Raw genomic sequence first — 13,440 nt, 5'->3', positions numbered from 1 at the left:
TTGACTATCAAGAGGCTTGGTACTAAATCAATCAGTTAATTCATAACCTTTTAAAAATGGGCCAAAGAGATTAGTACCAGGTATGCAATTTTTTATGCCCTGATTCGAAAGCGTTAACATTTTTGGGACTAGAGACTTAGGTTATGGATTAATTTTTTAAAAAAATTTCAATGGACCGAGGATGAAAGGGGAGTATGGAATGGCACCTATTAATTCTGTTACTGGACAAGTTGATTCTTCCGAACTGGGTTTAACGCTAATCCATGAGCACATGCGTATTCGCTCTGAGTCTGTATTCGTGCAGTTTCCCCATTTGTATGATGAGGAGAAAGAGTTTGCTAGAGCAGTAGCGCAAGTAAACAAAGCAAAAGCACTCGGCGTGAAAACCATCTGTGATCCAACTGTCATGGAACTTGGCCGTGACATCCGCTTTATTGAGAGAGTCTCCCGCGAGACGGGGGTTCAAATCATCGCAGCAACAGGAATCTACTCCTTTCACTATATCCCACCTCATTTCCAAAATCGTGATATCGACTATATGGCTGATTTGTTTGTCCGCGATACTGAAGTCGGAATTCAAAACACATCCATTAAAGCAGGATTCTTAAAATGTGCCACGGATGCACAAGGGGTCACCCCTGATGTTGAGAAGGTTATTCGCGCCGTTGCTCGCGCTCAAAAGCGGACTGGTGTACCGATTATGACACATTCTCATCCAGGAACCGGAACCGGCTTAAACCAAATTGACATCCTTCTTGAAGAGGGAGTGGATCCGAAGCGGATTCTTATTGGTCATACGGGGGATACCGATAACATGGAGTACATATTAAAGGTGCTCGACCATGGGGTATTTATCGGCATGGACCGTTATGGCTTAACCGCTGAGTGTACAACTGAAAATAGAAACACGACCGTTATCGAACTCGCGAAGCAAGGCTATGCTGATCGTATGTTTTTATCGCAGGATCATTGCTGCTCCTTTGATTGGTATCCTGAAGGACTACTTGAGCATGTGCTCCCAAAATGGACGATGACCTATGTGCTTGAAGAGATTATTCCAGAATTGAAAGTGAGTGGAGTAACGGAGGAACAAATTAACCTTATGATGGTTGATAACGCTCGCCGCTGGTTTGAAGGGAAATAAAAAAACGACCTTCCATCGTAATGAATGGAAGGTCGTTTTTTCAAAATAGGAAGTAAAAAAAGGCTGTTTTCGTAAATATTGTTGCTTCTTTATATAAAATTGATGTCGCAAAGAATGATATTACCCTTTTTTGATGTAAGTTCAGGCTTAATTTGTGAAACCAGCACATTTATTTCCGAATTTACGAGTTTTATTTGCGAAACCAGCACATTTAATTGCGAATCTTATTTTCCAGCTCTTTTCGGTTTCTCATTACTAAAATCCAATACAATAACACTGCCCCACAACCGGCACAAACAATCACTACGCCCATCGGAATGGCCGTCTGTCCTCCACCTATTCCAACTAGGGGAGCGAAAAATCCACCAAAGGTAAATGAAGTAACACCCAGTAAGGCAGAAGCACTACCGGCATTTTTTCCTTGTGTTTGCATGGCCAGGGAGAAGCCTGCTGTATTTACCATTCCTACACTGGATACAACGAAAAATAATGGAATCAAAACGAAAATTAGCTTTGCCTGTAAAAATAAAAGAAGCAGTAAAACGATCCCGCCTGTTGCGGACATTCCTAATCCAAATTTGAACAGTTTAGCTTCAGGGATTCTCCCTGCCAACCTGCCTGTCGTTTGACTCATGGTCATGATCCCGATTGCGTTGATCGCAAAGATCAAGCTAAACATTTGCGGGGAGGCACCATAAATATCCTGTACGACAAAGGGAGAACCTGAAATGTACGCAAACATGCCAGCAAAGACTAAGCCTTGCGCTAGAGCATAGCCCATAAAGCTTCGATCCTTGATTAGGTTTAAAAAAGGTCTAAATGTATTCTTCATGCCGCCGGCGGAACGCTTTTCTTTAGGCAGTGTTTCCGGCAGTCCAAATAGAATGACAAAAAACATTACGATTCCAATGATACTTAAAACAATAAAGACACCTTGCCAGGGAAACGCCTTAAGCAACTGCGCGCCAATAATCGGAGCAAGGATAGGGGCAAGCCCGTTCACCAATGCAAGGAGTGCAAAAAACTTGGTTAATTCAGTTCCTGAATATAAATCTCTAACAATCGCCCTCGAAATCACAATTCCTGCTGATCCGGCAAAGCCCTGGATGAGCCGCAAGATAATCAACCCCCAAATGGAAGGGCTAAATACGCATAAAAGGGAGACGATAAAGTAAATCATTAACCCAACCAAAAGTGGTTTTCGGCGACCGGCTACATCACTGATAGGCCCATTCAGCAGCTGCCCTGATGCTAAACCAAGCACGAAAAGCGACAGGCTGAGTTGAACAGAAGATGCGTTGGTATGGAAATCCTTTGCGATATTTGGCAGGGCCGGTAAATACATATCAATGGATAAAGGGCCGAATGCTGCAAGTGAACCGAGAACAATCGCCATCCATACTCGTTTGGAACGAGAAAGCACTTCTTGATTATCCTCTGCCTTTTGTATGAAATCCCCCATATAGTTAGTCATTCCTCCAGTTATGTAAATCTAATCTAAGATTTTATCATTCTATGTTAACAGATTATTCAATATTTAGAAAAGCGAAAGATTTATTTAAAATAGAAACGTAGATATAAATTTAGAAAACAGTAATATCGAGAGCTTGATTCCGAGAAGTTTGTTGCATTTTATTTAAAGACTGCTTCAAGAAGGAAAGAATAGCTTATTGTTGATCGCCTGTTCTGGAAAAAATAAGATAATTAGGCGACTAATAAAGGGTATGGGTGACCGAACCCCCAAAAATGAGACAATCCGGTAACCAATAAAGGAGATGGGTGACTGAAACCGAAAAAAATATGTTGGTACGGTAACCAATAAAGGGTATGGGTGACCGAAACCGAAAAAAATACGTTGGTACGGTAACCAATAAAGGGTATGGGTGACCGAAACCGAAAAAAATATGTTGGTACGGTAACCAATAAAGGGTATGGGTGACCGAAACCGAAAAAAATACGTTGGCACGGTAACCAATAAAGGGTATGGGTGACCGAAACCGAAAAAAATACGTTGGTACGGTAACCAATAAAGGGTATGGGTGACCGAAACCGAAAAAAATACGTTGGTACGGTAACCAATAAAGGGTATGGGTGACCGAAACCGAAAAAAATATGTTGGTACGGTAACCAATAAAGGGTATGGGTGACCGAAACCGAAAAAAATATGTTGGTACGGTAACCAATAAAGCGTATGGGTGACCGCCCCCCCCAAAAAATGAGACAATCCGGTAACCAATAAAGGGTATGGGTGACCGAAACTGAAAAAAAATACGGTGGTACGGTAACCAATAAAGGGTATGGATGACTGAAACCGAACAAAATGGTTGGCAAGGGCAACCAATAGGCACCCAAGTGTTTGGGTAAATTTCCTAATTCAGATGGTATCTTAGAGACACATTGTTTACAAAAACAGCCAATCAAAAAAAGGCCGCCTTCCATAATCCAAATGGAAGGCGGCCTTTCAGATAGGGTTTAAATGGTTCCCCAAACATCCTTAGCAATATTTACAACATGTTTAATCTTATTCCATTGTTCTTCTTCAGTTAAAATGTTTCCTTCTTCCGTGCTGGCAAAACCGCATTGAGGGCTAACTGCCAAGTTTTCCAATGGAATGAATTGACTAGCTTCTTTAATTCTCGCTTTAATGGATTCTGGATCCTCAAGCTCTGGGAATTTAGATGTAAATAATCCTAGTACAACGGTTAGGTTAGGACGCTTGAAGCCTTTTAAAGGTTCGAAGTCACCAGAACGTTGATCATCATACTCTAAGAATAGCCCGTCCACATTTAGCTCAGCGAAAATGGCATCGGAAATTTGATCGTACCCGCCGCTTGTGATGTAGGTAGATCTGAAGTTGCCGCGGCAAATATGCATGGTAATTGTCAAATCTTCCGGCTTATTGGCAATGGTTTCATTGATTGCACTTACTCTGGTTTTAATGATTTCATGTACATCCAAGCCAACTTTTTCAACCACTGCATTGATCCGCTCTTCTGAAACAAAATCAATCCAAGATGTGTCGTCTAATTGCAAGTAACGGCAGCCAGCATCATAGAAAGCCTGGATGGCTTTTTGATAAGCAGCTACGGTATCTTTGAAAAACTGCTCACTGTTGCCATTGTAGTACTCATCGCCCTGAATTCTCGTAAACAACATGTTCGGGCTAGGGATCGAGAACTTCGCCACTTGACTGCCATCGCCATACTTTTCAACTGCCTGCTTTAAAAACTTGAAATGCTCCAGCATATAATGATCATTAAAGTCGACTTTGCCCACTACTTTAATAGCGCTATTTCTCGTTTGAGCACCCTTGAAGTTGCTGATATATTCATTTTCAAAGAACTCTACACCTTCCAAACCTGCCAAGAAGTCCAGGTGCCACCACGAACGTCTAAACTCACCGTCTGTGATGGATTTTAAGCCTGCCTCAATTTGGTTTTGAACCAATTTCTCAATTTCTTGATCCTCAACAACCTTCAGGGCAGCTGCATTAATCTCCCCATTTGCAAAAGCCTTTCTTGCTTCTTTAATTGGTTCTGTTCTAAGGAAACTCCCTACATGGTCAGCTTTAAATGGAGTTTTAACTAGTGTCGTTGTCATTAATTATTCCTTCTTTCTCGGTGTACTAAAAAACCCTCTTCTCATAAATAAGAAGAGGGGGTAATAGACATTACAAATCTCTTCTTATCTTCAAGCACTCGCTTCTGGAATTGGCACAGTACTAACGTGTCTGCTGCCGAGGCTTCAAAGGGCCAGTCCCTCCACCTCTCTTGATAAGAATATTCAAAAATATTTAATTAACAGTAAAGATACACCTGTTCTGATTTTCTGTCAACAAAAATCTGATGCACGGGGACGGTTCTCATGCCTCAATGATGCATGAGGAAATCCCGCTGCATTATGGATTCTAAAATCATGTCGTAATTTGTCGAAAAGTATATGAAAATGTACGCGTTTTCAACTGATATGATAGTTTTTATAAAATATTCTAAATATTCATCCCTTTGTGACTACCCAGGAAAAATGGATATATCGGTCTGTCAGGAGGTATATTAATGTGTCAGGAACTAAGAAACAAAAATGTAGAAGTAAATTTTGAAATACCAGAAAAGATATTACAAGGTTTTTTAGATGCTGTTGAAAAGAATGGTAAGTCAATGAATGACGTGCTACGGGTATATATGCAAAAATACATATGGAAACAAAGTGAATTACAAAGAAATAGACAGATGCGGCGTCAAAATATTGGGGCCAAGTGAAAAAATAATAGGAATATTAATATAGAAATGCTGTAACTAATATTATCAAATATTTCCGGAAGTGTTGAAATGTAAGTTTGACACCAATAAAAGGAACATGGTATATATATTCAAATTATAATTATAATTATATAACTAATGAGCATAACCACAGGGGGAATTTAAAATTATGGAACATCGCAGCAAAATACTAGATTGTACGATCCGTGATGGGGGTTTAGTTAACAATTGGGATTTCAGTGTCGAATTTGTCCAGGATTTATATAATGGACTAAGTGCGGCCGGCGTTGAGTATATGGAGATTGGCTATAAAAACTCCGCAAAGCTACTGAATGCAACTGAGCCTAATCCATGGAGATTTCTAGATGATCAATTTCTGAAAGAAATCATTCCTGAGAAAAAGTTCACGAAGCTATCTGCTCTCGTAGATATTGGTCGTGTCGATCCCAACGATATCCTGCCTCGCGAGCAAAGTGTGTTGGACATGATCCGGGTAGCCTGCTATATCCGTGAAGTGGACAAAGGGCTGGAGCTTGTCCAAATGTTCCATGATTTAGGATATGAGACTTCACTCAATATTATGGCTTTGTCCAGTGTGCCTGAACAGAAGCTTATTGAAGCCATGGAAATGGTCAAAGAAAGTCCAGTAGATGTTGTGTATATTGTTGACTCTTTTGGAAGTTTAGATCCGGCAGATATTGCGCATCAAGTGAAAAAGTTTCAAGCTATGCTCCCTAACAAGCAGCTTGGTATTCATACACATAACAATTTGCAGTTAGCATTTGCCAATACATTGACTGCACATCAAAATGGAGTTACCTTCCTGGATTCATCTGTTTACGGCATGGGACGGGCGGCAGGGAACTGCAATACAGAGCTTCTTGTCAGCTACATAAAAAAACCCAGCTATGAACTTAAACCGTTACTTGGTGTAATCGAAAAGCACATGTTAGAAATGAGAGAAAAATGGGAATGGGGCTATATCATTCCTTATATGATCTCTGGTGTCCTTAATGAGCATCCGCGGGTGGCAATGGCTTATCGAAATAGTGATGAGCGTGACAAATTCGTTGACTTCTATGACAAGGTAACAACACCTGAAGCAACTTTAGCAACTACAACTAGGTAGTTAATTAAATCTACAGCCGCCTGCGGGCGGTTCTTTTTTTAGGGACTAAAGCAACTGGGCAGATTAGTAGCGAAAATACATCGGATTTGTAATCATAGAAAGAAGATTTAAGACTTATGGAGAGTGAAACCGATAATGGATAAAAAACAGATTGAGTATAAAATTTTAGAGTTGAAAGACGAATACTTACAGTTGCAACATAATCTAGAAAAATTAGAGTATGTAAAAGGAAACATAGCACCGTTGGAAAAACGACTATCTGAAATTGAAGAGGAGTTAAATTCTCTTAATCAATTATTACGACAAATAGCGGGGCAAACACAAAAATAATAACTTCATTTCAAGAGACCATCGAAATAATGGTCTCTTTTCAATAGACCCGTATTAAACAGTTATAAAAGTACTTTTTCAGCGATAAGTCTATAGGATTTAATGCGGTCCTTCGGAGAATGAGTAATCGTTAAAATCATAATTTCATCCGCATTATATGAAGCTTGTAACTGCTCAAGTTTCCTTTTTACCTCCAGTGGATTGCCGATGATCATTCTCTTTTTCACCGCTGCTAGTTTTTCTAGTTCTTTTTCATTGAGTTCGTATTGCTTGGCTTCCTGGATAGAAGGCACATACAGACCTTCGCCATTTTCCTTTTGCAATGCCCAAATAAAATTACTCAACGCGATTTCCTCTGCTTTTTCAGTCGTTTCCGCACAAACCACTGAAACAGTTAACAATACATGAGGGGATTGACTGTGTTTATTCGGTTGAAAGGCATCAAGGTATTGTTGGATGATGTCTGCTCCGTCTTTGTCGCTCATGAACTGGCCGAATGCATATGCTAAGCCATGTTCAGCAGCAAGCAGGGCACTTTTTTTACTTGTACCAAGAATCCACGGCATTGGCGGCAATTCTGGCAGGGGAGAGGCCTTTACTTTTGAAAACTCGTGTTCTTCAGGAAAATCATTTTTTAAAAAGTGAAGCAGTTCTTTAACTAAGTCAGGCATTTTCCAAACCTGTTGTAAAAAGTTATCGGATAAAGCATTCGTTGCTTCCGCTGACCCGCCCGGTGCACGACCAATACCTATATCAATCCGATTCGGATATAGGGTAGCCAACATATTATAAACCTCGGCCAGCTTATATGGTTTATAATGTGGCAATAATACAGCCCCAGAACCGATGCGAATCCGATTGGTATTGGCGCCAATATAACTGATCATCACTTCAGGTGCAGAGCAAGCCAGACCCGGCAAATCATGATGTTCGGAAATCCAATACCGTGTGTACCCTAACTCATCTCCTGCTTGGGCTAGCTTCAACGATTCATCCAATGCCTCTTTTGCTGTTTGGTTGGAGGAGATGGGAGATAGATCTAATATGCTTATTTTCACTGCGCGATGCCTTCTTTCTTAATTCTTCAATTCAAGCAAAGTTAATGTAAAAATCCCTACTTGTCCTTTTTCATATAAGTTCGTGATCGAAGTGGAATATTGCTGAATGGTGCCTCTAAACACTAAACCTGTTTCAGGAACTTTTACATCAAAGGATCCTTCATATAACAACACTGTAGTGTCGTGGTACTCCTCACTCATCACTTTAAATTCAATATCAATTTTATGTAAACCGTTCTCAATCTCTTCATTATATTTTTCCACACGAATGGAAGTATCATTTAAGATGATTTCATTAACCAAGGACACCACACCTTTTATGTTTGTATGAAAAAATAATAGCACTGTGCCAATAGGGGAGCAAATGAATTGGACGATCAGCTTAAAAAATTTCAACAGTCTTCTTATATAATAAGCCCATTTCAATTATAAATTTCTTAGCACATACATCGTTCATTATTTGGAAAAAAGTTCAGGTTGATGATAAATGAAAATCGCGGTATATTATAAATCCGTCACTTACACGAGTGACATAAGCTATGATTTATTTTTAGTTGACTTCAAGAAAATTAAAACTTTTTCTTGCAATGTAAAAATGAATGTGTTAATATAATAAATGTCGCTTCTGAAACAAATCATTAACTTCCTAAATTGGAAGAAAATGATGGTTGATAGATTAGTAGAAATGCGATATAATAAAATCCTTGTCGCTTAAGTGACAAAGATAGTTCTTTGAAAACTAAACAAACAAAAACGTCAACAAACAATAATATTCGTTTCGTATGAAACGAAGCCAACGTAACATTTTTGAGCTAATCAACTCAACTTTATTGGAGAGTTTGATCCTGGCTCAGGACGAACGCTGGCGGCGTGCCTAATACATGCAAGTCGAGCGAATCACTGGGAGCTTGCTCCTGGTGATTAGCGGCGGACGGGTGAGTAACACGTGGGCAACCTGCCTGTAAGACTGGGATAACTTCGGGAAACCGGAGCTAATACCGGATAATTTCTTCCCTCGCATGAGGGAAGGTTGAAAGTCGGTTTCGGCTGACACTTACAGATGGGCCCGCGGCGCATTAGCTAGTTGGTGAGGTAACGGCTCACCAAGGCGACGATGCGTAGCCGACCTGAGAGGGTGATCGGCCACACTGGGACTGAGACACGGCCCAGACTCCTACGGGAGGCAGCAGTAGGGAATCTTCCACAATGGACGAAAGTCTGATGGAGCAACGCCGCGTGAGCGATGAAGGCCTTCGGGTCGTAAAGCTCTGTTGTCAGGGAAGAACAAGTATCGGAGTAACTGCCGGTACCTTGACGGTACCTGACCAGAAAGCCACGGCTAACTACGTGCCAGCAGCCGCGGTAATACGTAGGTGGCAAGCGTTGTCCGGAATTATTGGGCGTAAAGCGCGCGCAGGCGGTCCTTTAAGTCTGATGTGAAAGCCCACGGCTCAACCGTGGAGGGTCATTGGAAACTGGGGGACTTGAGTGCAGAAGAGGAAAGCGGAATTCCACGTGTAGCGGTGAAATGCGTAGAGATGTGGAGGAACACCAGTGGCGAAGGCGGCTTTCTGGTCTGTAACTGACGCTGAGGCGCGAAAGCGTGGGGAGCAAACAGGATTAGATACCCTGGTAGTCCACGCCGTAAACGATGAGTGCTAAGTGTTAGAGGGTTTCCGCCCTTTAGTGCTGCAGCTAACGCATTAAGCACTCCGCCTGGGGAGTACGGCCGCAAGGCTGAAACTCAAAGGAATTGACGGGGGCCCGCACAAGCGGTGGAGCATGTGGTTTAATTCGAAGCAACGCGAAGAACCTTACCAGGTCTTGACATCCTCTGACACTCCTAGAGATAGGAATTTTCCCTTCGGGGGACAGAGTGACAGGTGGTGCATGGTTGTCGTCAGCTCGTGTCGTGAGATGTTGGGTTAAGTCCCGCAACGAGCGCAACCCTTGATCTTAGTTGCCAGCATTCAGTTGGGCACTCTAAGGTGACTGCCGGTGACAAACCGGAGGAAGGTGGGGATGACGTCAAATCATCATGCCCCTTATGACCTGGGCTACACACGTGCTACAATGGATGGTACAAAGGGCAGCGAAGCCGCGAGGTGGAGCCAATCCCATAAAACCATTCTCAGTTCGGATTGCAGGCTGCAACTCGCCTGCATGAAGCCGGAATCGCTAGTAATCGCGGATCAGCATGCCGCGGTGAATACGTTCCCGGGCCTTGTACACACCGCCCGTCACACCACGAGAGTTTGTAACACCCGAAGTCGGTGGGGTAACCGTAAGGAGCCAGCCGCCTAAGGTGGGACAGATGATTGGGGTGAAGTCGTAACAAGGTAGCCGTATCGGAAGGTGCGGCTGGATCACCTCCTTTCTAAGGATATATGCTGGACATATGAGCCAGACCATACATGTTTGTTTGATTGTTTCTTGTTTGTTTAGTTTTGAGAGAACAATCTCTCAAAACTTTCGTTCTTTGAAAACTAGATAATCGTATAGAAGAAGTAACCAAGTAAGAACCGAGTAATCGCCATTTTAGTTTTTCTCTCTTATTTTTAAGAGTAAGTAAAACCTTTTAGGTTAAGTTAGAAAGGGCGCACGGTGAATGCCTTGGCACTAGGAGCCGATGAAGGACGGGACTAACACCGATATGCTTCGGGGAGCTGTAAGTAAGCGCCGATCCGGAGATTTCCGAATGGGGAAACCCACTGTTCGTAATGGAACAGTATCTTTACCTGAATACATAGGGTATTGAAGGCAGACCCGGGGAACTGAAACATCTAAGTACCCGGAGGAAGAGAAAGCAAACGCGATTCCCTGAGTAGCGGCGAGCGAAACGGGAACAGCCCAAACCGAAAGGCTTGCCTTTCGGGGTTGTAGGACACTCAACATGGAGTTACAAAGGAACGGGGTAGATGAAGCGGTCTGGAAAGGCCAGCCATAGAAGGTAAAAGCCCTGTAGTTGAAACTTCGTTCCCTCCTGAGTGGATCCTGAGTACGGCCGGACACGTGAAATCCGGTCGGAAGCAGGGAGGACCATCTCCCAAGGCTAAATACTCCCTAGTGACCGATAGTGAACCAGTACCGTGAGGGAAAGGTGAAAAGCACCCCGGAAGGGGAGTGAAAGAGATCCTGAAACCGTGTGCCTACAAGTAGTCAGAGCCCGTTCATGGGTGATGGCGTGCCTTTTGTAGAATGAACCGGCGAGTTACGATTGCATGCGAGGTTAAGTTGAAGAGACGGAGCCGCAGCGAAAGCGAGTCTGAATAGGGCGAAATAGTATGTAGTCGTAGACCCGAAACCAGGTGATCTACCCATGTCCAGGGTGAAGTCCAGGTAACACTGGATGGAGGCCCGAACCCACGCACGTTGAAAAGTGCGGGGATGAGGTGTGGGTAGCGGAGAAATTCCAATCGAACTTGGAGATAGCTGGTTCTCTCCGAAATAGCTTTAGGGCTAGCCTCACGTAGTTAGAGTCTTGGAGGTAGAGCACTGTTTGGACTAGGGGCCCTCATCGGGTTACCGAATTCAGACAAACTCCGAATGCCAATGACTTATCCGTGGGAGTCAGACTGCGAGTGATAAGATCCGTAGTCAAAAGGGAAACAGCCCAGACCACCAGCTAAGGTCCCAAAGTATACGTTAAGTGGAAAAGGATGTGGAGTTGCTTAGACAACCAGGATGTTGGCTTAGAAGCAGCCACCATTTAAAGAGTGCGTAATAGCTCACTGGTCGAGTGACTCTGCGCCGAAAATGTACCGGGGCTAAACGTATCACCGAAGCTGTGGGTGGACACCTTATGGTGTCCGCGGTAGGAGAGCGTTCTAAGGGCGTTGAAGCTAGACCGTAAGGACTGGTGGAGCGCTTAGAAGTGAGAATGCCGGTATGAGTAGCGAAAGATGAGTGAGAATCTCATCCACCGTATGCCTAAGGTTTCCTGAGGAAGGCTCGTCCGCTCAGGGTTAGTCGGGACCTAAGCCGAGGCCGAAAGGCGTAGGCGATGGACAACAGGTTGATATTCCTGTACCACCTCTTTATCGTTTGAGTGATGGGGGGACGCAGGAGGATAGGGTAAGCGCACTGCTGGATATGTGCGTGTAAGCAGTTAGGCTGGTGAATAGGAAAATCCGTTCACCTTAAGGCTGAGCTGTGATGCCGAGGGAATTATAGTACCGAAGTTCCTGATTCCACACTGCCAAGAAAAGCCTCTAGCGAGATAAAAGGTGCCCGTACCGCAAACCGACACAGGTAGGCGAGGAGAGAATCCTAAGGTGAGCGAGAGAACTCTCGTTAAGGAACTCGGCAAAATGACCCCGTAACTTCGGGAGAAGGGGTGCTTTTTGGGGTGAATAGCCCCGAAGAGCCGCAGTGAATAGGCCCAGGCGACTGTTTAGCAAAAACACAGGTCTCTGCAAAGCCGCAAGGCGAAGTATAGGGGCTGACGCCTGCCCGGTGCTGGAAGGTTAAGAGGAGGGGTTAGCTGCTAAGCGAAGCTCTGAATCGAAGCCCCAGTAAACGGCGGCCGTAACTATAACGGTCCTAAGGTAGCGAAATTCCTTGTCGGGTAAGTTCCGACCCGCACGAAAGGCGTAACGATCTGGGCACTGTCTCAACGAGAGACTCGGTGAAATTATAGTACCTGTGAAGATGCAGGTTACCCGCGACAGGACGGAAAGACCCCATGGAGCTTTACTGTAGCCTGATATTGAATTTTGGTACAGCTTGTACAGGATAGGTAGGAGCCTGAGAAGCCGGAGCGCCAGCTTCGGTGGAGGCGTCGGTGGGATACTACCCTGGCTGTATTGAAATTCTAACCCGCACCCCTTATCGGGGTGGGAGACAGTGTCAGGTGGGCAGTTTGACTGGGGCGGTCGCCTCCTAAAATGTAACGGAGGCGCCCAAAGGTTCCCTCAGAATGGTTGGAAATCATTCGCAGAGTGTAAAGGCACAAGGGAGCTTGACTGCGAGACCTACAAGTCGAGCAGGGACGAAAGTCGGGCTTAGTGATCCGGTGGTTCCGCATGGAAGGGCCATCGCTCAACGGATAAAAGCTACCCTGGGGATAACAGGCTTATCTCCCCCAAGAGTCCACATCGACGGGGAGGTTTGGCACCTCGATGTCGGCTCATCGCATCCTGGGGCTGTAGTCGGTCCCAAGGGTTGGGCTGTTCGCCCATTAAAGCGGTACGCGAGCTGGGTTCAGAACGTCGTGAGACAGTTCGGTCCCTATCCGTCGTGGGCGCAGGAAATTTGAGAGGAGCTGTCCTTAGTACGAGAGGACCGGGATGGACGCACCGCTGGTGTACCAGTTGTCTTGCCAAAGGCATCGCTGGGTAGCTATGTGCGGACGGGATAAGTGCTGAAAGCATCTAAGCATGAAGCCCCCCTCGAGATGAGATTTCCCATAGCGTCAAGCTAGTAAGATCCCTGAAAGATGATCAGGTTGATAGGTCAGAGGTGGAAGCGCGGTGACGTGTGGAGCTGACTGATACTAATCGATCGAGGACTTAACCAAGT

General features: G+C 44.2%; 8 protein-coding genes, 2 rRNA genes and 1 riboswitch. Of the genes, 6 read left to right on the top strand and 4 right to left on the bottom strand.

Going from position 1 to position 13,440, the window contains the following annotated elements; genetic code table 11:
• The first annotated feature begins 199 nt into the window (after window positions 1–199).
• On the top strand, window positions 200–1,144 hold the full coding sequence (locus tag QNN06_RS16180) for a phosphotriesterase family protein (RefSeq protein WP_284035428.1): 945 nt from the start codon (window positions 200–202) through the stop codon (window positions 1,142–1,144).
• A gap of 211 nt (window positions 1,145–1,355) precedes the next feature.
• On the opposite strand, the gene QNN06_RS16175 is transcribed toward QNN06_RS16180, so the two are convergent.
• Window positions 1,356–2,618, bottom strand: a complete 1,263-nt coding sequence (locus QNN06_RS16175; RefSeq protein WP_284035427.1) for a multidrug effflux MFS transporter — start codon at window positions 2,616–2,618, stop codon at window positions 1,356–1,358.
• 998 nt (window positions 2,619–3,616) lie between these two features.
• Entirely contained in the window at window positions 3,617–4,744 is a 1,128-nt protein-coding gene (locus tag QNN06_RS16170) for a 5-methyltetrahydropteroyltriglutamate--homocysteine S-methyltransferase (RefSeq protein WP_284035426.1), read from the bottom strand.
• Window positions 4,745–4,825: 81 nt separating this feature from the next.
• Window positions 4,826–4,924: riboswitch (SAM riboswitch) on the bottom strand.
• Between the two features lie 275 nt (window positions 4,925–5,199).
• On the opposite strand from QNN06_RS16170, the gene QNN06_RS16165 reads away from it, so the two are divergent.
• The 3 genes from QNN06_RS16165 to QNN06_RS16155 all read left to right on the top strand — a co-directional run bounded on the left by QNN06_RS16165 (window position 5,200) and on the right by QNN06_RS16155 (window position 6,862).
• Complete coding sequence (locus QNN06_RS16165; RefSeq protein ID WP_213119735.1) at window positions 5,200–5,403, top strand: hypothetical protein; 204 nt, start codon at window positions 5,200–5,202, stop codon at window positions 5,401–5,403.
• Window positions 5,404–5,572: 169 nt separating this feature from the next.
• Window positions 5,573–6,532 carry an aldolase catalytic domain-containing protein gene (locus QNN06_RS16160; RefSeq protein WP_213119736.1) on the top strand — a complete coding sequence of 320 codons (960 nt, stop codon included), beginning with the start codon at window positions 5,573–5,575 and terminating at the stop codon, window positions 6,530–6,532.
• 135 nt (window positions 6,533–6,667) lie between these two features.
• The gene (locus tag QNN06_RS16155) at window positions 6,668–6,862 is read left to right on the top strand and encodes an SE1832 family protein (RefSeq protein WP_213119738.1); all 195 of its coding nucleotides are present in this window, start codon (window positions 6,668–6,670) and stop codon (window positions 6,860–6,862) included.
• Window positions 6,863–6,924: 62 nt separating this feature from the next.
• On the opposite strand, the gene QNN06_RS16150 is transcribed toward QNN06_RS16155, so the two are convergent.
• Both QNN06_RS16150 and QNN06_RS16145 read right to left on the bottom strand, forming a co-directional pair.
• Window positions 6,925–7,920 (bottom strand): LLM class flavin-dependent oxidoreductase, encoded by a 996-nt coding sequence (locus QNN06_RS16150; protein ID WP_284035425.1) that lies wholly within the window; start codon window positions 7,918–7,920, stop codon window positions 6,925–6,927.
• 18 nt (window positions 7,921–7,938) lie between these two features.
• On the bottom strand, window positions 7,939–8,223 hold the full coding sequence (locus QNN06_RS16145; protein WP_213119740.1) for a DUF3219 family protein: 285 nt from the start codon (window positions 8,221–8,223) through the stop codon (window positions 7,939–7,941).
• 524 nt (window positions 8,224–8,747) lie between these two features.
• On the opposite strand from QNN06_RS16145, the gene QNN06_RS16140 reads away from it, so the two are divergent.
• Window positions 8,748–10,297: ribosomal RNA gene (locus tag QNN06_RS16140) — 16S ribosomal RNA — on the top strand.
• Window positions 10,298–10,501: 204 nt separating this feature from the next.
• Window positions 10,502–13,438: ribosomal RNA gene (locus QNN06_RS16135) — 23S ribosomal RNA — on the top strand.
• The 16S and 23S rRNA genes sit together here, the layout of an rRNA operon.
• Window positions 13,439–13,440: the final 2 nt, after the last annotated feature.

This window comes from Neobacillus sp. 114, from assembly GCF_030127045.1.
In the GTDB taxonomy this organism is placed as follows: domain Bacteria; phylum Bacillota; class Bacilli; order Bacillales; family Cytobacillaceae; genus Neobacillus; species Neobacillus rhizophilus.
This window is presented reverse-complemented; position numbering and strand designations above follow the sequence as displayed.

What these genes read in the sequence shown, in the direction of transcription:
- QNN06_RS16180 (WP_284035428.1), top strand. Translation starts at nt 200, where the DNA reads ATGGCACCTATTAATTCTGTTACTGGACAAGTTGATTCTTCCGAACTG.
- QNN06_RS16175 (WP_284035427.1), bottom strand. Translation starts at nt 2,618, where the DNA reads ATGACTAACTATATGGGGGATTTCATACAAAAGGCAGAGGATAATCAA.
- QNN06_RS16170 (WP_284035426.1), bottom strand. Translation starts at nt 4,744, where the DNA reads ATGACAACGACACTAGTTAAAACTCCATTTAAAGCTGACCATGTAGGG.
- QNN06_RS16165 (WP_213119735.1), top strand. Translation starts at nt 5,200, where the DNA reads ATGTGTCAGGAACTAAGAAACAAAAATGTAGAAGTAAATTTTGAAATA.
- QNN06_RS16160 (WP_213119736.1), top strand. Translation starts at nt 5,573, where the DNA reads ATGGAACATCGCAGCAAAATACTAGATTGTACGATCCGTGATGGGGGT.
- QNN06_RS16155 (WP_213119738.1), top strand. Translation starts at nt 6,668, where the DNA reads ATGGATAAAAAACAGATTGAGTATAAAATTTTAGAGTTGAAAGACGAA.